We start from the raw sequence: 27,000 nt of genomic DNA, 5'->3' as shown, positions 1-27,000 counted from the left end.
TCAAATTTAACGGCGAATCGGTCTATTCCTGTTCACCACTATCAAAACGATAAAATCTCTCTACTTGCCATAAATATCTTCTTCTGGCATATCCGTTTATCCCTGCCCATTCAGGCATGCGTAAATGAACAAACAGACTCCTCTTTTTATCGAAAAAACATTAAGGAACTTCAGAGAAAGCTTTAAATCAAATAAAAAGGTGCCCTCCACTGGTGGCACCTCATTTTTTCTTAACACATATCGTCTTCTTCCACACGCTTGATCATGGTTCTTGGCGTACAGAATGTTCCTAACACTTCAAGAACAACAGGATGAAGTATTTCTACTTCCAGGCATGCGATGAGTTGTATCTTCACTTGTTCGCGTGTAAGGCTTCCTTCCTTCTCACGACACTTTATATCCACTATAGAGCAGTTCACATTGCTTGCACCCATTCCTTCTGGTAAACATACGGCTATTTTTTTATCAAAGAAGATTGGTACTTCCATGGTGCAGAAATCTTCTTCATTGTATAGGGATTGGATGGTCACGAGCAAGAGCGCTTGCCCACGAATCACTACATAACCCGGTGTTCCTCTTTCGAACGAAATGAGCGAGCATCTCGGCTTGGTATTTGGACTGAGCTGACACTTCACATTTATTCCTTCCCCTCTTGCCACGAGTTCATCTACGAGCTCCCTGCAATCAGGTGAGAGACTGACAGATTGAGTGGTGTTGTGGGTTGCGATGACCCAGTCGTACACTTTTTCCACAGAGATACATTCAGGTCTTATACTTCCTGGTGGGGGAGGTGGGACTTCTTCTCCTAATTGAACGTTTAACTGTAGGTCTTCACTTTCTCGGAGTACAATTGAAATCTCCTTGACCGGATAGCCTGCTGCAGTGAATCGAATCACGTATGCTCCTGCTGGTAATCCCGTCAGGATATAGAATCCATTTGGATCGGTTAAGGTAGAACGAATCGGAATATTAGAACCTATCGGAAAGATTTGAACAAGCACTTGGGAAATGTGTTCGCCGGTTCGAATATCTGTAACGATCCCGCTTACGCTTGACGGATTATTTTCTAATAAGAAGTTGACCGTCGTCGTGTTTCCTCTCGTTACGGAGACGTTTTGCATTTGACTTTGATATCCTTGAGCACGCACGACCAGCACGACTGTTCCTCCGGGTAAACCTGAAATAGTGTAGTTCCCATTCATATCTGTAAGGGTAACTCCCAGTAGTGTCCCCTCCAGTGTGAATACTTGGATGATTGCGTTCTCAATTGGAGCGAGCGTATTCGCGTCACTTACATTTCCGGTAATGGTAGCGGGGTTTGGTTCTAAAGCGGCATTGAGGACGGCTGTTTCATTCGGACTTAATGTGATCATGAACGTCGATCTGACGTATCCATCAGCTGAGAAGATTACATTGTAATCACCAGGTGACAGACCAGTTAAGATATAATTTCCTTCTTGGTCAGTCAAGGTGGACGCTACGACGATTCCACTTCCACTGATCACCGTAATGACGCCGGCACTTTGGATCGGTAACCCCGTAGACGCATCGGTTACTTTACCTGTGATGGTTGCCGGCTGACGCTGCAGGTTCACATTAAGTGTCCGGACTTCAGCATTGGTTAGGAAAATCCTGAATACTTCACTTGCGTATCCATCAGCTGAGAAGACGACGCGATATTCTCTAGGGTCTAACCCCTCAATCACATATTCACCTGATCCATTTGTTAGGACAGAGGCAATTGGAATCGATGTTCCTATTCTAAAAACTTGAACTAAAGCAGATTGAATCGGTTGATTGTTCACGTTATCCCTCACAATTCCTCTAAGAGTTGCTGTTTGGTTGGATAAGCTGAAATTAAGGGATTCGGTTTCACCTGGTGATAGTGTAACGATGTTAATGCCATCGGCAAAACCATCGGCACTCGCTATAACAGTATACTGACCTGCTGCCAAGCCAGAAATAGCATAGAAACCATTCTCATCGGTTAAAATGCTGGTTATAAATACACCGTCAGAGTTAAAAACTCTCACCAGCGCACCTTGTATTCCGGTGGCCATTTGGGCATTTAACACGGTACCCGTAATCGTGGATGGATTCGTATCTAACTCTGCATTCACCGTCTCTGTTCCATTTGCAACAAGAATGACAGGAATGACCTCTGTGGCATAGCCGTTAGCTGATATGACTACATTGTAGCTTCCCTGTGGTAAATTACCGATTGAATACGTACCGTCACTGGAAGTAATGATGCTTCCGACGGTGATGTCTGTATTCGGTATGACCACTTTCACAAGGGCTCCGCTAATGGGGTCAAGTGTCACAGCATCCCGAATCGTACCTTGAACAGTTGCAGGGAATGGAACAAGTGCAATATTAAGCACTTCACTATCACCAGGTGATAAAAATACGGTGTTCACACTAATAGCGTAATCTTGAAGCTGAGCTTTTACGTCAAAAGTTCCTTGAGGAAGCCCTTCTATCAAATAGTTTCCGTTTTCGTCAGTGAGGACACGCCTTACCAGTGTGTCGGTTCCACTTAAATAAACCTCTACAATTACGCCGGTTAATGGGGACTGATCGAAAGCATCAACGATGGACCCGCTAAGAGTAGCCGGATTGCCCTGTAGAGCAAAATCCAAGGAAGTCATAGAATTAGGCTGAATCGTGGTTTGAACGATTTCGGATTGATAGTTAGGATTAATGGTAGATACGGTATAAGCACCTTCAGCCAGCCCTTCGATAAGGTACGTTCCATCCACTGTCGTCTGCACGGTTGCCACTACAGTTCCCTGGTTGTCAATGACCCTTATAAGTGTGTCCGCCAACCTTTGTAAGGTTATAGCATCTCTGACTATACCAGTGAGCGAACCCGGATTTGGTGTGAGCAGGATTTCAACATTGGTAATTCCCCCACTACTTACTTCTGCCGCTACAGCATTAGTACCAAAATCAGGACTGCTTCCCACCAACACATACACAATTGGTGATAACGTTGTCGTTTGGAAAAATCCATCAGTATTCGTAATCGTTGTGAAAATGATTGGACCCGATCCGGAAAGCTCCCGGACTTCTACCGTTGCACCTGCAATTGGGTTAAGCGTGATAGAGTCCCGAACAAATCCTTGTACGATGCCCGGATTTGGTCTTAAGGCAAAGCTTAATAAATTGGTTTGGTTTGATTCAATAATGGCACCAGCCGTCTCGGGCCCAAAGTCTGTTGCATTGGCAATGACCGTATACACCCCAGGGGAGACTCCGGAGAAGATGTATTCTCCATTTTGATTAGATAAAGTGGTTTGGACGAGTACATTCGTGAAATCGTAAAGTTGAATGACGGCATTAGGGATGGCATCTCCGTTAGAAAGATTTGAAATGAACCCTTGAAGTTGACCGGGATTTTGCGCCAGATTCAGGGATACAAATAAAATATCTCCCGCTCCGCCGATAACAGACTTCGTATCCGTTCCAAACGAAGGAGCATCAGCCGTGACGTTCAATATACCAGTCGGTAAAGAGAAAAACGTGACAAATCCACTTTCATCAGTGATTCCTGTTGCAATCGGAATGTTATTGCCGTGCCTGACCGTGACCGTAGCTCCTTGGATTGGAGTCGCGGTATTTTCAATCAGGACTTGAACGGTTAACGTTACTGGATTTGCAGCTAAAACATTTGTTACGGTGGTTGTTTGATTGGATTCTACGATGGCTGAGACGGTTGAGGAGGAATAATTTGGTGCTGCAACTGTAATGAAGTACGTACCCGGTGCAAGAGATGGTACAGTGTAGGTCCCGTCTGAATTGGCCAGGAAAGAAACAACCAGGACATTGTTTTCATTGTAGACTGAAACTTGAATACCATTGCCTGTAATTGGATTTCCATTGGTATCTTCAACAGCTCCTTCCAGAGCACCTGGATTTTCCCTTAATGATAAATCGGCTCTCGTATCCGTGTCGCTAATAACAATGGCACCGATTTGCTCTGTGGTAAAATTCATTTTGGAAGCTGAGACAATATAAGAGCCAGGTGCTAAACCTCTTACAGAATAGTTTCCAAATACTGAAGTTGTCGTAGTTGCAACTGGAATTTGAGAACTTCCATCAATGATGACTACAGTTGCGCCTGAAATCGTGTCTCCACTGGTTCGATTTGTGATTTGACCGTTAATGGATCCCGGATTCGGAATCAAAGAAATATTTACATCGATTAAATCTTGAGCGATACCTATGAAGATCCCTGTAATGACCTGCCCGAAGCCTAGTGAATTGACAACCACATTGAAAGATCCGCTTGGGAGATTTCCGACAATATATTGTCCAGATGAGTCAGTGAATCCGGAACCGATCAAAATATTATTTTGATCCAAGATTTGTACAGTGGCGTTGCCTATTGGATTCCCGAGATTATCTGTCACAATCCCTGATACTGATCCTGGATTTGGGATAAGGATTAAATCTACGTTTGAGGTTTGATTCGCTAGGACATTTACTCCAGCCTGGGCGGTTGAATAGTTAGGAGCTGAAGCTAAAACGGTGTAGGTTCCCGGTGTTAAATTATTGAAAGAAAATGTTCCATCCTGATTTGGCACGACAGAATCGATTAATATGTTGTTAACATTCCGTAATTGAATGGTTGTATTCGTTACAATTGGGCTGATGGTCCCCGTAATTGCTCCTGGATTGGGGTCCAGTGAAACCAAAACAGGCGTTGTCTGCCCTGAATTAACAAGGGCTCCCACTGTCCCATTTTGGAAGTCGTTTGCAAATACATTCAATGTGTAGTTATCCGGTGCGAGTCCTTCAACCATGAATACTCCGTCTGAATCCGTTAATACAGTTGTAATCAAGGTACCAGAGCTATTCACGATGCTGACACTTGCTCCAGAAATAGGATTACTTCCAACACTGTCTACGACTGTTCCCGTTATCCGCCCGGGATCCGGTTCAAGTGCGATGCTTCCATCCACTGTTTGATTTGAATTGACTTGCACAGTAGTGGCATTGGATTGGAAATCTGGTGCTGAAACAACGACCGTGTAAATACTTGGGGCCAATCCATTTACAATATATTCCCCATTTTCATCTGTCAAAACGGTAGCGATGACTGCTCCACTTGAATCAACAATTCTTACCTCCACATTGGCTCCAATAATCGGCGTGCCTGTTTGTGAGTTGGAAACGATTCCAGAAATTGATCCCGGATTTGCTTCTAAGTTAAAGTTCACGTTAGAGATCGTATTGGAAACAATCGTCACCCCTTGTGTGGCTGCCTGAAAATTAGATGCTGCTGCGACAACGGTGTAATTCCCAGGCGCAAGGCTCGGAACCGTATAGGATCCATCAGGTGCGGTAACAGTGGTAGCTACAATGATTCCTGCCCCAGTACTGATTTGAATCGTAACACTTCCACCGGCAATCGGGTCATTATTCGTGTCTCTTACAAACCCTGTCAATGTACCCGGATCTTCGTTTAACGTTACATTTAACGTGGTGGTTTGACCATTTTCTATCATAGCTGCAACGGTTTCGGTCGTGTAATTCGGTGCACTGACAACAACCGTATAGCTTCCTGGAGGCAGTCCGGGAACCATATAATTACCATTTACGTCAGTTACTACACTACCAATCTGAATATTGTTTTGGAAAATAGTTACCGTTGCATCTGGTATCGCTACAGCATTAGGGTCCTGGACTGTACCGGCGAGGGCTCCGGCAAGTTTAGATAGAAACGCATTTACAACTGTGGTGGCGTTGAAATTCACAATTGCACCGAGGTTTTGGGTCGCATATCCGCTTGCTGTAAAAATAAGAGAATATGATCCGGGTAAAAGACTCTCAAAGGCAAATTGACCGCTTCCATCGGTCGTCGTAGCCGCCACGACGACATTTTGACTATTCACTGCCTGTACTGTGGCTCCTGAAATCGCCGCCATGGTATCGCTGTCTACTACGGTTCCTTGAATCGAACCAGGATTTGGTTCAAGGAAAATGTTCGTTATTGTTGTATTACCAGCTGTAACCGTTGAAGATACTGTTGTGGTACTATAGTTGGTAGCGAATGACCTCACTTTATAATTTCCTGGTGCTAAATCATTAAAGGTATATTGACCGCTTCCATCTGCCGTCGTCGTGGCAATGAGTACCCCGTTAGAATCAAGCAACTCTAGGTTTGCCAGTGGGATGGCTGTATTATCGGAGGAATCCCGAACGGTACCCGAAATAGAGCCGGGGTTTGCGATAAGCGTGAAATTGACGACCGCTGCCTGGTTGGGCTCTGTCATGACAGATTTAGCTTGAGATTGAAAACCGGCTGAGATAACAGAGACGTTATAAATACCCGGAGTTACATTTACAAAAGAATAGTTTCCTGCTACGTTAGTGGTTATCGTGTCTATTACTGCTCCTGAATTATTGAGAAGCTGGACGGTTGCATTGTTAATGGGACCACCATTAGATACATTTCCTGAAATCGTACTCGGCTGAGGTACAAGTGCTATATCTGCCGTTGTCGACGTACCTCCTGCAGCCGTCACATTAGCTGTCCCGGTTACATAGTTCGTTCTAGCAGCCTGTACGGTATAGTTTCCAGGTACCACATTGGTAAACGTATAAAATCCACTTGCATTCGATTGAGTGGTTGCAATCACGCTCATCCCTTGAAGTAGGGACACCGTTGTATTCGGGAGTACCAAAGCTGTTGATTGATCGGTTATTGTCCCGTTGATGGTGGCTGTCTGTTGAACGTTAATTGTGACGACGGAAGTGTTAGACTGAATGGCATTACCTGAAGAGGTATCGAATCCAGTCGCTTGCACCCTGTCTAAATTTCTTGAACCACTCGTTGTAAAGGCACCATTCAAGGTGAAGGTCAATGATGCGGTGACACCGGGGTTTAAATTCCCTACGTTCCATGTAAGCAGTTTACTTGCTGGGTTATACGTGGTGAGTCCTTGCGTGGTTGAATTCACGACGAATGAATTCACTTGATCAGGACCGATGATGTCATCAAGAAATACCGAGGTAGCCTGGGAGCGGCCTGTGTTTGTAACCGTCACGGTACCTGTCCAAGTCGCCTGCTGGCCAAGGACGACGGTTTGCGGTCCTGAATTCAATACTTTGTTCGTTGAAAGCCTCGCCCTGATGTCAGCCTGATCCGGAGTGACTGGATCTGTAAAGGCGTTAGTGAATGAAAAGCCTTCACTTGTTCTTAATGAATCCTTATTATAGTTATTGGAGTTTGCCGATGAAAAATACACGGCACGAATGGCTGAGGATGCATTAATTCCTAAGAAAGAAAATACCGTACTTGCCGGTAGAAACCAGTCGAGGAAGAAATCCTGATCTCCACCGATGCTGGAATCGGCAGGTGTTACCCTGGCAAAGTCGAAATTGGTTATCGGCTGTGCGAAGTTCGGATTCCCTCCCCCCGTCCCTTCTGCTGGATCATTCCATGAATTGACTAATTTAACCGTATTCTGAATTAAACTCACTCGATTATTCAACCCATCCACGTTAAAAAGCCAGTCGTAAGTTCCTGCTACACCTGTTGTGTTAATCAAAACGCCCCACGAGAAATTTCTGAAGCCCGTTAACTGATTATTCCGGGGATCCCCATTCAACCTTAACCGGAAATAGACATTGGTACCATCGTAGGCAAAGAAACCTGCTGGGAAAGTTGAATTGCCTACAATATCCGTCGATACGGGACTCTCATCCCCCAAGACGTCAAATAATGGTACTCCCCCGACTAATACCGGGGTATATTGTGCATTACTGGGAAATGCCATAAAAAAAACCTCCTTTAAATGATATGGTCTTTATTATGGTATTGAAAAAACAGGAGTTTTGTCTTACCAAACGTCTAGGAAACTACTGAAGTTGTGCCATTTTTGGTTCTAATGGAACTTTTATCGGGGTGGTGATAGCCTATTCCAACACTGGATATCCTATTTGTAAATAAATGAGGAGAAATTGGACGAAGAGCGATTGGTAATATTTAGCATTTTTATATTAGCTTTTTATGATATTAGATTTCTAAATCAATCTTTCCCTGCAAATGAACAGAAAAAACCCCTCCCTATTTAACAGGAAGGAGCAGCATTTCTAATTCTTCAGCTTCTGTTTTTAATTCCTCTTCATCCACCAACAATCGAAATAACCCTTTGATGATCAACTCTTCTGGCTCCGAGTCGCGGCATTCTTCTGTAATCCGATTTGCTATGTTCAAGAAGTACACACCACGAGCTTCGCTCAATCCGTTGATCTTTTCATAAAGTGCCTTCCATGCATTCTCCCTTTTCTCAAACGAAATGAATGCACCTTCTTTGTCCATGCTGACAGTAAAGGATTTCATCATGTCATCGTCCAAAAGTGGAGAGCTGTTTCCATTCATGAAATCATTTGCCAGCAGAGAGATCTGCTTCACCAGATGATCGCCGAGTTCTTCTGGATCGAGAGCGTTATCATGTGAGATCATCAACATCATATATGATGAATAAATGGACTGTGTCATCCACATAAGATCCCATTTGTATGGCCTAATACTCTCCCCGAACACGTCTAATAGATTATGTTCGAGCCAGCTGAACAGACGTCCTCTCATGCGATGTTCCATGGCAGCAAGTTTGTCACTATTCTTCGCGGACTCCCCTCGCATGTGCATTTTCATATAGGACTTGTATTCCAATATCCCTTCGAATTGCACCTGGAACTGCTTGGCAAATCGTTCCAAAGGAGGTAGCTTACCATCTAATCCGACAACGAATGCCCTTTCAAATACGAGCTGCTGATAATGTTCATAAATCGATATAATTAAATCTTCTTTTGATTGAAAAAATGAGTAAAGGGAGCCTTTTGAAATTCCGACACTTTCAGCGATTTGCTGCATGGATGTATGATTATAACCATGGGCTCCAAAGAGTTCCACTGCTGATTCAAGTATTGCGTTTCGTTTGTCCATTTCTACACCTCTAAATCCAGGTATTCACTCTCTCATTCTACCCATACTCTGACAAAAATAGAAGAACATTATTTCTTGACTATAGAAAAAATACAGGTAAAATGACTAATGAGTCAACCTATTAATGATTGTTATATCAGCAATTACTCAAGTTATAAAAAAATCATTTGACCAATGAGTCAAAACTTTTTAAAGGAGGATAACATTCATGTTGAAAGCTATTTTAAACCGTTCCAAAATCGCGCTGATTTTCGTCGTGTTGTTTGTGATTATCGGTGTATTAACGTTCCTACAATTACCACAGCGAGAAATCCCGGAAACTAGCGTAAACATCGGAACGGTCAGCACCGTTTATCCAGGTGCAACCGTTGACTCAGTTGAGAGGACGGTAACCAATTCCATCGAATCTTCCCTCCAGTCGATTGATGGAATTAAAGAAATCAGTTCCTCCTCTTCAGCCGGTTTCTCTACTATTATTGTAGAGGTTGAAGATGGAGAAAACAAAAAAGAAGTGTTTGGGGATGTGCGACAAGCTGTCTCCGATGCATCCACCTCATTTCCTGATGAGGTGTTCGATCCGGAAATTAACGAATCCACGGTGAAAATGCCTATTGTTTCTTATCATCTCACAAGTGATAACAAGGAGTCCCTACTTGCTCTTGGAGGGGAAATGAATCGTTGGCAGGAAGAAGTCAAGGAAATCACTGGTGTCTCCAGTGTAGCGGTAAAAGGATTACCTGAAGAAGAAATTGTTATCGAATTAAAACAAGATGAACTAAAAGCGTCCGGACTCAATCCTTCAACTGTCATGAGTGCGATTAATGACGAATACTATCCTACTCCTCTAGGAAAGCAAGAAGTCGATAACGAAGTCGTTCAATTAACGGTTGATCATTACTCGACTCTTGATGAAATGAAAGAGCTTTTTGTTGGCAAGAATCCTCAAGGAGAATCAGTCTACCTACAAGACATCGCCAACATTAAAGCAGCCCCTAAAGAAGTAAAAGATATCGTCACCTTTGAAGGAAAGCCATCCCTATCCTTTACAGCATTTGTTCAGTCAGGGGAAGATATCCCTTCTGTAGATGAGAAAGTAAGCGACAAAGTGGATGAACTGGCAAAGTCTCTTCCTTCTGATGTGAAACTAGAACCTTATTACTCTCAGGCTTCGATTGTAACAGACATCTTTGATGGATTATTTATGTCCCTTGCGATTTCCGTTGTAGCGGTTATTTTGACAACTGCATTAGGACTTACCGTTTCTGGCGCATTCGTGGTTGCATTAGCGGTTCCTATTTCCGTCTTGATGGGGTTGATTCCACTGCCGTTTGCCGGTGTTGACCTTAACCAAATTTCTGTCATCGGTGCCATCATCGCTCTCGGTATCCTTGTGGATGACTCGATTGTTGTGAATGACAATATACAACGTCGCTACAAGCTTGGTGATCGTGCACTAATGGGGGCCGTAAATGGTGTCAAAGAGATCTGGGTTTCGATCGTGACCTCTTCTCTAGCTATTGTATTCACCTTCCTACCGCTTATTTTCTTATCAGGCGGAAACGGAGCGTTCATAAGAGCATTGCCGACTGTTCTGATTACGACGATCATTGCATCAACACTCGTTGCATTGATCTTTGTTCCAATCATGAGATACCTGCTTTATAGTAAAACAACTAAAAAGGTATCTGATGCTCCTGGTTTACTAGGAAAACCATTGAATAAACTGGCTGACTTTTATGCTGATACTGTTCTAAAGAAGTTTTCAAAGCGACCTTTCGTGGTATCTGCCATCGGCCTTGTCTTCACAACCGCCATCTTTGGACTGATTGCTCTTACACCATTTGAATTCTTCCCGTCAGCGGACCGAGAAGAAGTAACGGTGGATGTAACATTGCCAATCGGCACAACGATTGAAGAAACAGCGAGCACTTTAGAAGACATGGAACAACTGTTAAAAACAGATGAGGGTGTCTATGAAACCTCTGCTTTTGCTGGTTCAGGATTACCTAACTTATTTAACAGCTCTCTATCAAATTCCGGTCAAAATACAGGTCAATTAGTCGCGAGAGTCGATCGTGAAAACCAAACGGCTCAAGGTCTGATTGACGAATGGACTGACAAACTGAGAGAAGAGTATCCAAATGCGTTGATCTTCATGGAAACAATCCAGCAAGGTCCACCGGCAGGGGCTCCCGTTACAGTTACGGTTTCTGGTCCTGAGATGGAAAAATTAATTGAACTTCGTAATAAGATTTCATCTGAAATTGAAAAACTGGATACTGATCTGGTCGTTGATAATGTCGGGGAAATGGAGCCAACGGTTGAATATGTTCCTAACCGCGAGCTCCTCGAGGAAAATGGTGTTACGATCAATCAAATCAGCCAACAGCTGCGATTGGCTACAGAAGGCATTCCGATGAAAGCCTTTGATAATGGTGTCACAAAACGTGATATGACACTGGTTTTGGAAGGGAATAATGAAGAAGTCGACCTGTCTTCTCTTGAGATTCCCGCTGAAACTGCTAATCCTGCTGGACCACCGAAGCTGATTTCTCTTGATGAGCTAGTGACTCCCGAGAAGAAAGAAGAACTACAACTCATCCCTCATAAAGACGGCGAGCGTGCAATCACGATTCGTGCCTTCCCTGAGAATGAGGAGAACTATAAAGAAAATGTCCAGGATATATTGAAAGATGTACGAGAAAATCTTGATGATAATGACTATTCGATTACACTTGGTGGAGAAAATCAAGCCCAGAATGACTTCTTTTCTGAAATCACCATACTCTTTACAATCGTTATATTCTTAGTGTATTTAGTCATTGCCCTTCAATTTAATTCTTTATCACTTCCGTTCTTAGTTCTTGTTGCGGTTTATCTTGCGATTGCAGGTGCGATTCTCGGGTTATTCGTTACTCAAACCCCGATCAGCTTCCTGGCTGTGATGGGTATGGTATCCTTGACCGGGATTGTTGTCAGAAACTCGGTTGTTCTGATTGAATTCATTGAACAAGGATTGAAAAATGGAATGAACGTCAAAGAAGCTGTGGTTGAATCAGGACGTACACGAATTCGTCCAATTCTACTTACAGCTCTCACATCGATTGTGGCACTTATTCCAGTTGCAGTCAGCGGAGATGCCCTTTTTACACCACTTGCTGTTACCATTATTTCAGGTATCATGTTCTCAGCTGTATTAACGCTGATCATAGTTCCGATGATGTATCTTGTCTTCCACCGCTTTAGAAGAAGAAAACGAGAAGCATAAGAATGGTCTGGAGGGGTGTCATGTGACACCCCTCTTTTTCGTGATTTACGGAACAATTCCCTTGAGAAATCATTCAAAATCAAGCATTATAGATAAGTATTTTATTTTAATCTTTAATGGAGGAACAACATGTCATCACAAATCAATACAAAAGCGATCCTCATTACTTTTATGATCGGTGCTTTTTTTGCCATATTAAATGAAACGTTGTTAAATATCGCCCTAACCGAATTAATGGCTGTATTTAACGTCGATGCTCCCACGGTTCAGTGGTTAGCAACAGGATTCATGCTCGTCATGGGTGTGCTGATGCCTATCTCCGCCCTGCTTATCCAATGGTTCACGACTCGTCAAATGTTTATCGGTGTGATGAGTGTGTTTCTTCTCGGCACGGTGATTGCTGCATGTGCCATGAATTTTCCTATGTTACTTGCCGGCCGGATGATTCAGGCTGTTGGGACCGGTTTACTCATTCCTGTCATCATGAATGCTTTATTATTAATTTACCGACCGGAAGTCCGCGGTAAAATCATGGGTACGTTCGGACTGGTCATTATGTTTGCACCAGCGATCGGACCGACTCTTTCTGGTGTGATTGTCGACTTGTTAGGGTGGAGATGGTTATTCATTACGGTCATTCCCTTCGCCGTTTTCTCTATTCTATTCGCTCTAAAATATTTACAAAATGTCGGCGAAATCACTCGTCCCAGTGTGGATATCTTTTCCATTATCCTTTCTTCTATCGGTATTGGAGGAATCGTCTATGGATTTAGTTCAGCAGGAGAGGAAGCTGCCGGATTTACATCTATGAAAATCATCGTGATCATTTCAATCTCGGTTATTAGTCTGGTCCTATTTGTCCTTCGTCAATTAAAGCTTGATGAACCACTTCTCGATGTTCGTGTTTTCCGATATAAAAGCTATGCGAGAGGAGTTTCGATCTTCGTCATCGTCATCATGGCTATGTTTGCATCCGAAATCGTCATGCCAATGTACTTACAAGGACCTCTCGGATATTCTGCAAAAGCAGCAGGATTATTATTACTTCCCGGGGCACTCTTAAATGGTCTTATGTCTCCAACGATGGGATCGTTATTCGATAAATACGGCCCAAGAAAACTGATCATTCCAGGAACCTTAACCTTAGTGGGGGTAATGATTTTCTTCAGCACGATCAATCCATCTACACCGATCTGGTTATTCGTTCTTTTCTATATGGTTCTGATGCTATCCATTTCAGCAATCATGATGCCTGCACAAACGAATGGTTTAAATGAACTACCAAAGCATTTATATCCACATGGAACCGCCATTGCAAACACCCTGCAGCCAGTCGCAGGAGCTCTGGGTGTTTCCATCTTTGTCAGCATCATGACACAAAGTCAGGCCGGGTATATTGAAGGGAAATCGGGTGAGGTGACAGAAGGACTCTTAAATAATGCCATGACCTATGGTGTACATCATGCTTATTGGTTTGCTCTTGCCTTAGCTGCCCTCGCTTTCCTTATTTCACTATTCATCCGAAAAGCTGTTGCTCCTGATTTTGTTGGAGAAGGAGAACAGGCTGGAAGTGAGAGTGAAAGTTAAAGTTACGTTAACGATTTACCATATTACATGTAAAGCTCAGATTCCTGAGCTTTTTTTCAAAAGTGCTATTACTGTACGTCCATCTTTCTAAAAGAGTAAAATGGATGTTGAAACCACCCATGAGGAGGAGCTTATATGGACAAACAGATCAATCTAATTGAGGACATCCGTTCTGACCTATTGAATAGTGTGAGCGGTTTAACCAATGATGATTTAAACAAAAGAATTGAGGAAGACCGCTGGACAATCATGCAAGTGCTGGATCACCTGTATCTAATGGAGAGATCCTTGACTAAAGCGATTCAATCAACGTTAGCTAAAGGTGAAGAGCAGGAAGTGCCATCGAAGCCGATCCACTATACGGTGGACCGATCGACAAAAGTAGATGCACCTCCATTTGTCGTTCCTACTGAAGAAAGTCTTACACTTCAAGAAATGAACGACAAACTGAATGCTTCCCGTAAAGACCTTCTTACCTTTCTTTATACAACAAGCAAAGAAGAATTACAGAAAAAAGCGTATCCTCATCCTATTTTCGGACTTATCCGATTAGATGAATGGGTACCGTTTATTGGGTACCATGAAAAGAGGCATTTGGAACAGATTGAAGAACTAAAGGCAAAATTATAAGTTACTAAAAAAGGATCTTTTCCTTAATGGAAAAGATCCTTTTTCAATATTCTCTTTATATCTTCGTACCTTACTTCTATATATTCAAATCCCGCTTATCATAAAATACAAACGTAGATACTGCTAATACACCTATCAGAGCAAGCGATATCCCAACAAATATTAATTCCAAACCGCCATCCATCACAGTCTTCGCTTCAAAGTACTTGAATGGTGTGAAGTATTTCAAGTCTTCGATTTTTTCGCTCAAGTCGATGGCAAAAGAAAGAATAAAGGTGACTAATAAAACGCCCGTTGCTAATGTAGCGGCTTTTCCAGGCTTTTTGGTCGAAGCTGCAATCGCTGTTCCGATTACTAAAAATAATACTTGTAAAATTAACATTCCAAACATGGTGTTCCCGATATCGCTGATAATGGATTCTCCTTCACTATATCTTCCTACTATAAGTAAAGAAGCTGACCATGTGATGATCGACAGAATCCCAACTTGCGTAAGAGCTGCCAACAATTTAATCCCTATGATTTTCTTCCTGGGCAGTGGTTTTACGAACAGAAACTCTACGGTTTTATCCCTTTCTTCCTTTGAAATGATTGTTGCACCAATCATTGTTGCATGAATCGTTGAGAGCAACACTATATACAGAAAGAGCACTCCATAAAATCCACTGGCAGTCGACATATCGAGACTACCTACGCTTAGAAATGCTTGGAGTGATTTTGGCATTTGAGCCATTAGCTGATTCATGGATTGACCTGAAGAAGAGAATCCTGCAAACTTCCCCATACCCGAACCGATCAAGGCAATCATCCCTATACACCAAATGATGAGGGATTTACGGTGAGCCTTCATTTCTCTTATATATACGTTCATCTTGTTCCCCTCCCCTTATACCGTATGAATATCTTTTTTGTTGTAAATAACGAAGCTGCCGATCAGTGAAAGAACAATCAAGAACATCCCTAATAGCAGGAATGACCATTCGTACCCCTCGTGGTTCATGATATAGCTATAGTCAAAGTACTTAAATGGAGATAAATAACGAGTGGCCTCCTCAGCAGCTGCAACCATACCTATTAGAAAAAAAGCAAACACGACACCGAGTGATAAGCTGATTACCGATTTCACCTTCGGAAATATAACAGCAGTGATGATTCCAACGGCAAACATAATCAATTGAGTGAATAAGAGAGTTAAAGAAATCAGCAAGAATACATACAGACTGAAATTCTCCACTGTCACGACATTCGCCACAATGATTGCTGCAATCACATACACGATATTTGTAAAAAGCAGCGATGTTAAAGCTGCGAGTATTTTAGAAGAAAGGATCTTCGTACGGGTTACTGGTTTGGTCAATAGAAAATCAGCTGTCTTTTCACGAATTTCCTTCGAGCTAATTGAAATCCCCAGATTCATGGCTTGAATCGTACCGCATAGTGTGATGTACAAAAATATATACGAATAATAACCATTTAGAGAGCCTATAGTGTCCACCTGGATACCTAGCGCTTTTCTTACTCCCTCTGGGAATCCTTCCAGGAGTTTCTTAAATTCATTAATTTCTTTAGAAATAGAAGGAAACATCGACATAAACAGGATCACTAAAACAATAAGTGCACCGGTCCAAATAAACGTTGACTTTCGATAAGCCTTTAATTCATATAAAAAGATATTCATAGAGGATCAAGCCTCCTTTTCATAATAGTGCATGAAGATTTCTTCTAAATCCGGCTCCTCGATCCAAAGATTAGCAATTTGGATATCGGCAATCTTCTTCATCACCGTGTTGATATTACCCCTGAACAGGAAGCTGACATGATTTTGATTCACTTCAAGATTGCTCACACCTTCAAGCTCGAAGTATGATTTATCTACATCACTTTTCATTTCAAGTTTGAATTTTTTATGATTGTTTTCTTTTAACGTGCTGATTTTTTCAACTTGAACGATTTTTCCTTCTTTAATGATTGCTACTCGATCACATAGTCGCTGAACTTCACTTAAAATATGAGAAGAAAATAGAATGGTGGCTCCCTTCTTATTTTCAGCTTGAAGCAGTTCGAAGAATTTTTGTTGCATTAATGGATCCAAGCCTGAAGTTGGTTCATCCAGGATAATGAGCTTCGGTTCATGAAGCAGTCCTTGAACGATTCCCACTTTCTTTTTGTTTCCAAGTGAGAGATCGTCAATCTTCTTCGTTAAATCTAAGTTCAGCACTTCAGCTAATTCTTTAATCCTCTTCGTGCAGTCTTTCTTGTAGAAGCTTGCTGAATACTTTAGAAGATCCATCACCTTCATATTGTCGTAATAGAACACTTCAGATGGAAGATATCCTACTTCCTTCGCAATCTCTGGAGCGGACTCAATACAATCCTTTCCGAATATTTTCGCACTGCCGCTCGTCGGATGAATCAGCGAAAGGAGGGTTCTGATCGTCGTTGATTTCCCTGCCCCGTTAGGCCCGATAAAGCCAAAGATTTCCCCTTCTTTCACTTGGAAACTGATGTCTGTGATCCCTCTCGACTTTCCGTACGTTTTCGTTAATTCATTAATTTCAATTACATTCATGGATTTCATCCTCCCCTTTTCCTATATCTTATTTATAGAATGATGCCTTTAATAATTCGATGTAGGAATCGATTTCAGTCAGCACTTCTTCTTGATCAATTTCGTCTACAGAAAGTTTCTTAGCTTTTTGTTGTTGTTGATTGGCTATTCCTTCAAAGGTCCAATAAATAATTTGAATCGACTTTTTCACATCGACACCTTCTTTGAATTTCGATGTATCCATATTGGAGAATAATTTTGCAAAGCTGTGCTCCACCATTTTGGCTTTAATCTTCTCGATATCATCTTTCACTTCCGGTGCTTCTTCAAGAAATGCACTAGTAAGAAAATTTATCAGATGAGGATACACGGCAAAAAGCTCAAACTTTATCAACGTTACTGCACGAATCGCAACGAAAATATCGCGCTCTTTCCAGTCTATACGCTCATAAATCTTCTCAGTGAATAAATCGGATAGATGTTCGTACAGTGAAACATACAAATCCTTTTTGCTATTAAAATAATGAAATAAAATGCCCTTTGAAATCTTTGCTTCCTTCACAATCGCGTTTGTCGAGGCATTTTGGTAACCATTCTTCGCAAAAACTTGTGTTGCTGCATTAATGATCCTTTCTTCTTTCTCAGGATCTATGTTCAATGTTTTAAACAATATTTTCTCTTCCTCCTTTAAGGGGACAAGCGTTTGACCACATCGGTCAATTTTATTATAGCCTTTTTTGACCAGTTTGGTCAATGTTATTTTTGTATAATAGTTTATCCTTTTTTATGTACTTTTCCTTTGATCATTATTTCAATCAGAAGATATTCCTAACCAGTAACGTAAAAAAGAAAAAAGCTCATTATTTCTAAGCTTTTTCATCTTTTTCCACATTTTCATGTTTTTAAATTGACCTTCTACAGGGAACGGCTCCTTTTTTTGAATAATCTTTTCACTACCATAATTAGAAATAATAATATTGGAATATACACCTGAAATGGCATATGTACATATAACGGAACAACTTTCAGACCTACTTGTAGATGCTGTGTAAATCCTTCAGCCATAAAAACTGAGCTTGCTAGAAGTGCTGTACCCGTTAGTAATAAAAAGAATTTCTGCTTCTTGATACGAAACAATCTCTCGAATCCATACATTCCTGCAAAAAAGAAAAGGGTTATTTTAAAATAGACACCTATAATGAATATCCCGAGTGCGATGGGATCTAAACGTTGAATAATTTCGGCAATATTTACTTTTTCTATTGCTTCCATAAGGGGGAATTCTGTGTTTTTTCCTATAATGGGCCCGAGTATACTTAATATGACACCCATGGTTACCATGAGTACGGTACCACTAAATATTACTGCAAAGAGCCCTGTCTTCAATACCTTTTCCTTTCTATTTAAAAATGGGAAAATCATCGTAAACACGATAAGTTCACCGAAAGGGAATGTAAAGGTTAAGGGAAATGCTGTTTTTATAACAGGAAGCCAACCATTTTCAAGTACAGGTTGAAGATGCTCTATTTGCGGGAGGCGATCGATAAACACGAATATAAAAAACAATGAAGCGAGGATCGTTAGGATAATGAAAAATATATTGCCAGTTCTCGCAATAACCTCAATCCCTAAGTAGTAGGCGTAAACCACCAATAATACCATGAGTGAATTTATGACCACTAATGGTGTTTGACTAAGTGTGGTTGTAATAAGAAGGTCTCCGAAATCCCGCAACACCCTTCCAGCGATATAGAAAAAATAAAGAATATACATAAAAGCAATGATTTTCCCAGGGTATTTCCCTACTATCTTTTCCACATATTCCGTTAATAGAAGGTTGGGGTACTGTTTGAAAAGGGATTCATACAAAAGAAATAGAATGATTCCACCTATCATCGCTAATAGAATCACTAACCATGCATCCTGGTTTGCTTCAAATCCTAATCCCACGATAATTGAACTGCCTAATTCAAACAAGAAAATCAATACAAACAACTGGGTTGAATTTATTTTGTATGTTGTTATGAGGTAGCCCTCCCTTACACCCACTCAGTGAAAAAATTACAACTATTCAATAACTAATCTATTCAATAACTAAACCATTCTTATACTTCGTTCAATGATCAGTGTTACTTTTTTCTTGGTTATAGCCTATCTTTCCATGTTTTTTTCTTATGAAAGCTACAGTCAATAAAAGCAAAGGTAAAAACACGCCAAATGTACTGTCATAAAATGGCCAGTATTTTGATATCGTATCATTAAAATAAGCTGCATTTGGAGAAATGACGATTGAAAGTACAGTGATAATCATACCCATTGGATAGAGAAGTACCTTGTATTCCTTTATTCTTACTATTTGGGCTAATGCTACGTTCAAAATATAAAAATAGAACGTAATCTTATAATAAGTGGTTAAAATCCACATCACGGCTAATATCACTTCTATCCTTTCCAGGAAATCACCAATCCTGATCACTTTGGCTAAAGCAAATGTAGGGTAAAATGACCTTTGTGTAAGATCGGACCCCAGTATTAGAATCGTAAAAGAAATGATAATGACTAATACAAGCCCCCCACATAAAGAACCTATAAGAAAGCTTTTTCTGATTTTTTTTTGATGATTTACATAGGGTAAAACCATTAGAAACACTACTAATTCCATAAAAGGAAAGGCCACTACTGTAAAGGCACCGTTAATGACGGGTTTTATCCCACCCTCAAGAATAGGCTGCACATTCTTGAAATCAATTAAGGGAATAAGCGCTATAACAAATACTACAAATAGAATCGTAAAGAAAAAGAAAAAGATTTCCCCTGATCTCGCAATCACTTCGATACCTAATCGTGCCCCCATGACAATAATGACTACAAATAACAGGTTCACCATTAACACAGGTGTATTCGTCATGATATGTGTTGTTGTAAAATCCCCGATTTCTCTTACATGTGCTGCAACAGATAGCACGGGGTAAAAAATAAATAGGATTGAAACAACAATTCCAGGCCACTTCCCAAGGATTTTTCCGTTATATTCCACTAAAGTTAAATGAGGATATAGTTTCCCTACCGTTCCTAATAAATAGACAACAAATAAACCAATTAATAATCCGAGAATCGCTGATAACCAGGCGTCTTGTTTGGCTATAGCAGCTGGTATTGCCGGTAATACCAGAATAGAATCTCCAATGGTAATGAGTATTACAAGTATAGTAAACTGAGGAAGATCTATTTTTTTGTTATCCAAAAGAATTCACACCTCATTTACTATGAATTTAACAACGACGTGAGCAAATCACTGAGAGGTTTATATACGATGATAAGTACGTCCAAGGGATTTGGGATACTGACATTTAAACCTCTCGTTATGCTTAATCCAACTCCTATAACGAATAGAACAGAAAATACCCATAGCTCTCTTTTAGCTTTATTTTTCAAAAGGGAAGGTGCTTCAGCCATAAAAATGAGGATAGCTACAATAACAATTCCCAGGGTTGCCCACATTATGGTCACTCCTTCATTTCAGGTAAAAACGAGTTTCCTATCTTACCTAAACGGCGTATTTTTATATCAGCTTTCACATTCACTTCAAGATCAGTGAAGTGTTTCTCATTCCAATCCTTTTTTAGCTTCTTCCATAACTCAGGGTCTGAACGATGAATGACATCTCCAAATCCGAAAATATCGACTCCGAAATCTTCCTGAACTGTTTTTATTGTTTCTTGAGTGAGCTTCACAAAACTATCCTCTGTTTGCTTCTCTAATTCATAAATGGTTTTAGGTTTTGTTAAATCAATGGCGCATTTCACTTCTCCTATATTTCCTTCGGCCTCGATAGAAACTTCAATTTTTGGAGTTCCATTTTCCACTTTTCCTTTTACTTTCGTTTTTGACTGTATAACCTCAAAATTCATTTCCCCTTCGCTTGGACACTGGACATTAGCCACCGTGTTTTTCACATTATCCATGATGACGTTATACCCTCTACTCTGTTCCTGGTTTAACCATCCCAACATTCTGTCTCTCTTGAAAACCGCTATGCCGGAATATTTTAAATAGGCTGCAGGGTTAATCTGTTCTATGTTCTGAACGTTATCTCCAATAGAAGGTTCACCTTTAATTTCAATACCTGTTAGTACAGGACTCTTTCCTTCAGTCACCAGGCTCCTGATAAGCTCATGTAAGGTTACGGAGGTTGTCGGGGCCCATGTCTTCTCTGAGGTTTCCAGAGAGGAGAGCATATTGTTTGCCGGTATTTTCTCAATTGTAGTTAACATTGATAATATATTCTCAGCAGTCGTTTCCTTGGCAATTACAATAAAGAAATCTGTCCGGTATTCATGATCCCTTGCATAAAAGTCCAACACTTTTCCTATTCCTTCTTTGGCCAATTCTTCCCCAATGACAAGAATCCTGAGATGAGAATGATAAATCTTCCTTGGACTGACGGTCGTTATTTCCCGCATTGCTTCAAATACGGTTTCTTCAGTCCCTGTAAAAAGGGTTACGGGTATTCCAGAGTGCGCACCTGCTTTTAAAGCAACTTCACTCGGAATAACAATTTGTGTAGATACCTTGTATTTACCATCCTCTTTATCGATTCCTTGACCTACACTTATGGCCAGTTCATTTAACTCAACCCGGTTCCAACAACCTGTAGTACAAAGAATCAAAAGAAAAATATAAAGGAGAGTTATTGTTTTTCTAAGCATCTAACAACCTCCATACATCTATTATTGATTATCAGGTGGGGTTGGGGATGGACTATTTTCACGATTCACATTCTGGTGATTCATTAAATGTGGGCGTGAGATCAATCCCCAGTGAGGAAATCTGAATAGGGAATCCTTTTGATCTTCAGCATTAAACGGTCCAAAAGGACTCATATAAGGAATGCCAAACGAACGTAAACTGCATAAATGGAGTATCATTGCAATAAACGCAGCGGTAATCCCGAAAATGCCAAATGACGCAGCCAATCCCATAAATATAAAGCGGATCATTCTAATAGAAATACCCATATTGTTAGACGGTACCACGAAACTCGCAATCGCTGTAATAGATACAACAATGACCATTGCAGCAGACACAATTCCGGCTTCTACCGCTGCTGTTCCAATGACCAATGTGCCAACAATGGAGACGGCTTGCCCGATTGCTCTCGGCATCCTTATACCGCCTTCCCTTAATATTTCAAACGTTACTTCCATTATTAGTGCTTCGACAAAAGCAGGAAATGGGACACCTTCACGCTGAGACGCCAGACTAATAAGGAGTGGGGTCGGTATCATCTCATGATGATACGTAGTGACAGCAATAAAAATGGACGGGGCTAATAAAGCGATGAAAAAGCAAATTAAACGAAGGAAACGTATGAGGGTACTAAAATCCCACCTTTGATAATAGTCTTCAGCAGCTTGGAAAAACTGGGTGAATAATGAAGGGACCACTAGAACAAAGGGAGTACCATTTACCAAAATGGCTACACGCCCTTCCAAAAGGCAAGCGGCAACCACGTCGGGGCGTTCTGTGTTATATATTGTAGGGAATGGAGAGAATGTTTTATCTTCAATCAGTTCCTCAATATAACCGCTTTCTAATATCCCATCAATCTCAATTCGATCGAGACGCTCTCTTACCTCTTCCAGCACTTTGTCATTGACGATTCCTTTAATGTACATAACAGAAACCTGCGTTTTTGTGACTCTACCAATCCTTTTAGACTCTACCCAAAGGTTTGAATCATTGATTTTCCGTCTTATCAAAGCTGTATTCGTCCGTAACGACTCTGTAAACGCTTCCCTCGGTCCTCTGACAACTGATTCCTGAGTGGCTTCTGCTACTTCCCTGTCCTTTCCTCCACTTAAATCGATAGTGAATCCTCTCGTAAATCCATTAATTAAAACGATGACGTGTCCAGAAAAGAGAGTGGAATATAGTGTCTGAAAATCTTTACATTCTTGAATATTTCCAACAGCAACAACAGAATCTCTCAAACAATCCAATAAATCTCTTTCAGTATCACTATTGTCTTCAGAATCAAAGTCAATCATGAGAGGTTCTAAGAGAAAATCATTGATTGATTTTGTGTCAACGATACCATCTGTATAAATGATCCCTGCCTCTATGCACCCTCCTTTTCCTAATTTAATTTTCCTTATGACAACATCATCACTATTTCCAATTGCTTTTGAGATGGACTTTAGATTTTCTTCTAAGCTTGGATGTAATTGAATCTCTTGTGATGTACCCTTGTTATTATCTTGAGGAGTGGAGGTCGTATCTGCTTCATCTTCTTTATTTGTTTTTGAACGTCTTTGCATAAATTACACCTGACTTTATGTACAAATTTTTATCATTAGTTGCCACATTCATTTCAAATAATAGATCACAACCATTTTGAAAAAACAACAATCTCTTCTTCGCATGAAACTTTCTATTCTTTCCCATTTATCATGCTTATTTATTAAATATTTATTCGTTCGATGTGAGCCTTCTTTCTAAAATTCAGGAGGAATATATAAATAAAAGGTGAAGCTTCATTTATATAGAAGCTCCACCTTTATATTGACTAAAACGATAATATTTCTCTAAGCTCATCTTCCGTCATGGAAGAAACGATTTTATCTTCAGGGTCGATCACCTCTTGAATGAGGTGTCTCTTTTTTTCTTGCAGCTCATTCATTTTTTCTTCAATGGTTCCGCGGGAAATGAGCTTGATGACTTGTACTTCATTTTTTTGCCCCATGCGGTGGGCTCGATCCGCTGCTTGCTCTTCGACAGCAGGATTCCACCATGTATCATAGAGGATGACCGTATCAGCGCTTGTTAAATTGAGTCCCGTACCTCCCGCTTTCAATGAAATAAGAAACAGGTCGCGTTCACCTTCATTAAATCTGTTGCACATGCCTACCCGCTCTTCGGAAGGCGTTGAACCATTAAGGTAAAAGAAGGTCTGTCCCTTTGCCGACAGCTCTCTTCCGATGAACTCAAGCATTTTAGTAAACTGCGAAAAAATCAACACCCGCCTTCCTGAAAGCCTTGATTCTTCTAAAATCTCCATGAGCTGAATCAATTTTGCTGAAGTTCCCTGGTACCCCTCTACAAATAAACCTGGATGACAGCATATTTGTCGAAGTCTGGTTAAACCAGCGAGAATTTTGATTCTGTTTTTCCTCAAAGTATTTTTATCCAGGTGCTTAAGCGTATCGTGACGCAGCTTGGCTAAATAAGCAGCGTACAATTCCTTTTGTGGCGGCAGCAGTTCCGCCGATTCCATGATTTCCATTTTTTCCGGAAGTTCTGATAAAACATCTTCCTTCATCCTGCGCAGAACAAACGGGCGAATTCTTTTGGCGATATCTTTTTTTGTAAGACGACTGTAATCTTTAAGCCCTCGAAATAACCCCGGAAATATTACGTGGAAGATTGACCACAGCTCTTCAAGGGAATTTTCAACAGGGGTTCCCGTTAATGCGAAACGGTGATTGGCTTCGATCTTCTTTACGCTTCTTGCTGTTTGCGTTATTGGATTTTTGAACGCCTGAGCCTCATCATAAAACACCGTGTGAAATTTCTGTTGCTCGTACCACTTGATATCACTTCGAAGTAACGGATAGGAAATGATGATCACATCGACATCCTTTAATCCATTCTGCTTCTTCATCCGTTCTGCTTTATTTCCATCCAGTATCACTGCTTGTATTTCAGGAGCAAACTTCGTAAATTCACTTTGCCAGTTATAGGTGAGGGACGAAGGACAAACAATCAGAGCCGGAAGTTTCTGCGTCCTAATCTCATCTAACTCAGAAACAATAAAAGAAATGCTTTGAATGGTTTTTCCTAACCCCATATCGTCGGCTAAGATCCCGCCCAGACCATAAAAGGCCAGGGTTTTCATCCATTGATAGCCGTCTTTTTGATATTCTCTCAACAGTGTGTTCAAGGTTGGTGGTACGGCAAATTCCATACTGCCGGGATTCATGATATGTTGCAGGAACTCTTTATACGATTCCCCTAATGTGAACGTGTGGCTCGCATCAACTGAGTCCAGGAGTTGAATACTTTGATGCAATGGCAGTTCGAGTCCCTTGATTAAATCATTTTTCTCCGCTTGTGACGTATGAAGAAATCGCTGAATGTCCTGGAATTCAGTGGATTCCAGTGACAGAAGCGATCCGTTTCGCATCCGGTAATATTTACGTTTTTCATCTAAGGCATCAAGGATCTCCATGATCTGTCTGTCAGGGATCCCATCCATTTCAAATTTGAATTCCAGCCAGTTCATTCGTTCTTTCTTCACCTTTACCCGAATCTTCGGACCATTATTGCCCTTAAAGACACGGTTTCTAACTGCAGTAGTCGCGTAGATCTGGACAAGCTTCTGAATCTTCGTCACTCCGTAAGTTAAAAATTCATACTCTAAATCCTCATTGTGTAAAAAGTAACCGCCTTCTGTTTTTCCAAAAGAGAACTCTTCCATTAATTCAAGGATGGTATCTTCTTTCTCCACCTCTCTTATTAGTAAGGATCCCGAGGGTGGTTCTCGATTTTCTAATGGGTGAATCACTACATTTTCGTAATGAAATTCAAGACCCGCCAGCAAGCGATTCTTCACCCGGTCAAGATACAGCTTTGCAACAAGCGGCGACTTTTCCACCCTTCTGGAAATTTCGTCCGAGATTGTGACCTTCCCCAATTTCTTCAAACCAATCGCTACTTTCTCTAGAAAAAAGCCTATCTTGGTTTGAGGAATGGGAATCGAATCTGTTCCTGATTTGGTTAGAAGTCGCTTTAATTCAGAAAGACGCTTGCAATCCCTGGTGTCCAGTCGGGTCAATGTTCCTTCATGAAAAACGGCTTGATATTCCTCCAGGACGACCATATTTTTTAACCCGGTTATGTGTAATCGATAGCTTCCATTCTCATTTTGGGCAAATTGGAACTTCAATGGAAGCGGGGTCTTCAATAGCTTGATCCCCTCTACGGTGTGCTGACTTTGCTCTACTTTAACCCTTGGCGCTTTTAAAAGGAATTGTAAAAGCCGCTCCCATGATGAGGATGGAATGAGCAATTGTTCATTATTGTTCACTTCAGTTAAAGAGTATATTGTCTCTTCCTGGGCCACTATACTAAGCTGTTGCATCACAGTATCGGTATCGATTTCAAAGCAATGAAGTTGTTGATTGAAAATGAATGATTCTGAAAGATGAAAGGGAACTCCTTCTTTGATGCTCTGTAGAAACCCTCTAACCCGTTGAACCTTGACAGAGTGTATCGTTAATTCAATCCCGATCACAGCTCCACCTGTTTTTAAGGTTACAGGCTTAATCATTATTTCACATTGCAGAACTTGTCTATTTTCAAAATGCCTCTGGTGACCTGTGGGTCGTATGGATTCATCCTGAAACAAGGTGAAAAATTCTTCTGTTACTTCCCCTTCTTGGCTGTTTCCCCGCCGCTGCTCATAATGAATGGAGAGTAGGACAGCTGCGATATGTTGACAATCATTATCAAACGATGCCAGTTTGGGACAGCTGCACTTTGCGTGGAGTTCTTCATTAGCTCCCCCTGTAATGGTTACGTGGAAATCTTCCTCCCCCGTAACGGTCGCTTCACAATAATTTGAACTGAATTCGTCCACTTTCACTTTATTGGAACGGTAATAGCCCTCTCCCCTTTTGAAAGAAACAGTACCGCATCGTTCTTTTATAAGTTTTTGATGTATGACCTTCACGTGTCTGGTTCCTTCCTGGAAATGTTTGTATGTAAGCGAAAGTTCCTAATTGGTTTTCTTCAATAATCCTATGATAACAACAAAAGGCATATTTAGAAACTGTACGTCATCGATTACTATATTAATAGAAACGTATATTAGCGAGAAGATCTACATAGACTATAAGGGAAGCGATCCGACAGAAAAAAACCGAACTATGAGGCCAGTCATAGTCCGGAAAAATCTTTAAGGAGCCCTCTACTTTTCAATATGATTCAACAACGAAATGATGAAAC

At 41.0% G+C, this 27,000-nt stretch carries 14 protein-coding genes; 3 read left to right on the top strand and 11 right to left on the bottom strand.

Going from position 1 to position 27,000, the window contains the following annotated elements:
* Positions 1-230: 230 nt before the first annotated feature.
* Positions 231-7,787 carry a carboxypeptidase regulatory-like domain-containing protein gene (locus ACIFOD_RS11300; RefSeq protein WP_430314678.1) on the bottom strand — a complete coding sequence of 2,519 codons (7,557 nt, stop codon included), beginning with the start codon at positions 7,785-7,787 and terminating at the stop codon, positions 231-233.
* Positions 7,788-8,077: 290 nt separating this feature from the next.
* Complete coding sequence (locus ACIFOD_RS11295) at positions 8,078-8,959, bottom strand: TetR/AcrR family transcriptional regulator (RefSeq protein WP_430314676.1); 882 nt, start codon at positions 8,957-8,959, stop codon at positions 8,078-8,080.
* Positions 8,960-9,167: 208 nt separating this feature from the next.
* Here ACIFOD_RS11295 and ACIFOD_RS11290 point away from each other — a divergent pair, with 208 nt between their 5' ends.
* From ACIFOD_RS11290 to ACIFOD_RS11280, 3 genes are all read left to right on the top strand, one after another.
* Positions 9,168-12,227 carry an efflux RND transporter permease subunit gene (locus ACIFOD_RS11290; protein ID WP_430314674.1) on the top strand — a complete coding sequence of 1,020 codons (3,060 nt, stop codon included), beginning with the start codon at positions 9,168-9,170 and terminating at the stop codon, positions 12,225-12,227.
* A 129-nt stretch (positions 12,228-12,356) separates the two neighbouring features.
* Positions 12,357-13,814, top strand: a complete 1,458-nt coding sequence (locus ACIFOD_RS11285; RefSeq protein ID WP_430314673.1) for an MDR family MFS transporter — start codon at positions 12,357-12,359, stop codon at positions 13,812-13,814.
* Positions 13,815-13,949: 135 nt separating this feature from the next.
* Complete coding sequence (locus tag ACIFOD_RS11280) at positions 13,950-14,444, top strand: DinB family protein (protein WP_397551507.1); 495 nt, start codon at positions 13,950-13,952, stop codon at positions 14,442-14,444.
* Between the two features lie 76 nt (positions 14,445-14,520).
* On the opposite strand, the gene ACIFOD_RS11275 is transcribed toward ACIFOD_RS11280, so the two are convergent.
* The 9 genes from ACIFOD_RS11275 to ACIFOD_RS11235 all read right to left on the bottom strand — a co-directional run bounded on the left by ACIFOD_RS11275 (position 14,521) and on the right by ACIFOD_RS11235 (position 26,725).
* Positions 14,521-15,315 (bottom strand): ABC transporter permease subunit, encoded by a 795-nt coding sequence (locus tag ACIFOD_RS11275; protein ID WP_430314671.1) that lies wholly within the window; start codon positions 15,313-15,315, stop codon positions 14,521-14,523.
* Between the two features lie 15 nt (positions 15,316-15,330).
* Positions 15,331-16,122 carry an ABC transporter permease subunit gene (locus ACIFOD_RS11270; RefSeq protein ID WP_430314669.1) on the bottom strand — a complete coding sequence of 264 codons (792 nt, stop codon included), beginning with the start codon at positions 16,120-16,122 and terminating at the stop codon, positions 15,331-15,333.
* A 6-nt stretch (positions 16,123-16,128) separates the two neighbouring features.
* Positions 16,129-17,013 (bottom strand): ABC transporter ATP-binding protein, encoded by an 885-nt coding sequence (locus ACIFOD_RS11265; protein ID WP_430314668.1) that lies wholly within the window; start codon positions 17,011-17,013, stop codon positions 16,129-16,131.
* A 28-nt stretch (positions 17,014-17,041) separates the two neighbouring features.
* A complete protein-coding gene (locus ACIFOD_RS11260) occupies positions 17,042-17,662 on the bottom strand; it encodes a TetR/AcrR family transcriptional regulator (RefSeq protein WP_430314667.1) in 621 nt (206 codons plus the stop codon).
* 245 nt (positions 17,663-17,907) lie between these two features.
* Positions 17,908-19,041: a GerAB/ArcD/ProY family transporter gene (locus ACIFOD_RS11255; RefSeq protein WP_430314666.1), complete on the bottom strand. Its 1,134-nt coding sequence runs from the start codon at positions 19,039-19,041 to the stop codon at positions 17,908-17,910.
* Positions 19,042-19,108: 67 nt separating this feature from the next.
* On the bottom strand, positions 19,109-20,236 hold the full coding sequence (locus ACIFOD_RS11250) for a GerAB/ArcD/ProY family transporter (protein WP_430314664.1): 1,128 nt from the start codon (positions 20,234-20,236) through the stop codon (positions 19,109-19,111).
* Between the two features lie 262 nt (positions 20,237-20,498).
* Complete coding sequence (locus ACIFOD_RS11245) at positions 20,499-21,701, bottom strand: Ger(x)C family spore germination protein (protein WP_430314663.1); 1,203 nt, start codon at positions 21,699-21,701, stop codon at positions 20,499-20,501.
* Between the two features lie 21 nt (positions 21,702-21,722).
* Positions 21,723-23,312 carry a spore germination protein gene (locus ACIFOD_RS11240; protein WP_430314662.1) on the bottom strand — a complete coding sequence of 530 codons (1,590 nt, stop codon included), beginning with the start codon at positions 23,310-23,312 and terminating at the stop codon, positions 21,723-21,725.
* Positions 23,313-23,560: 248 nt separating this feature from the next.
* Positions 23,561-26,725: an SNF2 helicase associated domain-containing protein gene (locus ACIFOD_RS11235; protein WP_430314660.1), complete on the bottom strand. Its 3,165-nt coding sequence runs from the start codon at positions 26,723-26,725 to the stop codon at positions 23,561-23,563.
* Positions 26,726-27,000 lie beyond the last annotated feature (275 nt).

The sequence above is a fragment of the Rossellomorea sp. NRS-1567 genome, assembly GCF_050467885.1.
In the GTDB taxonomy this organism is placed as follows: domain Bacteria; phylum Bacillota; class Bacilli; order Bacillales; family Bacillaceae_B; genus Rossellomorea; species Rossellomorea aquimaris_C.
Note: the sequence above shows the minus strand (reverse complement) of the source record. Positions and strands in the feature narration are given on the sequence as shown.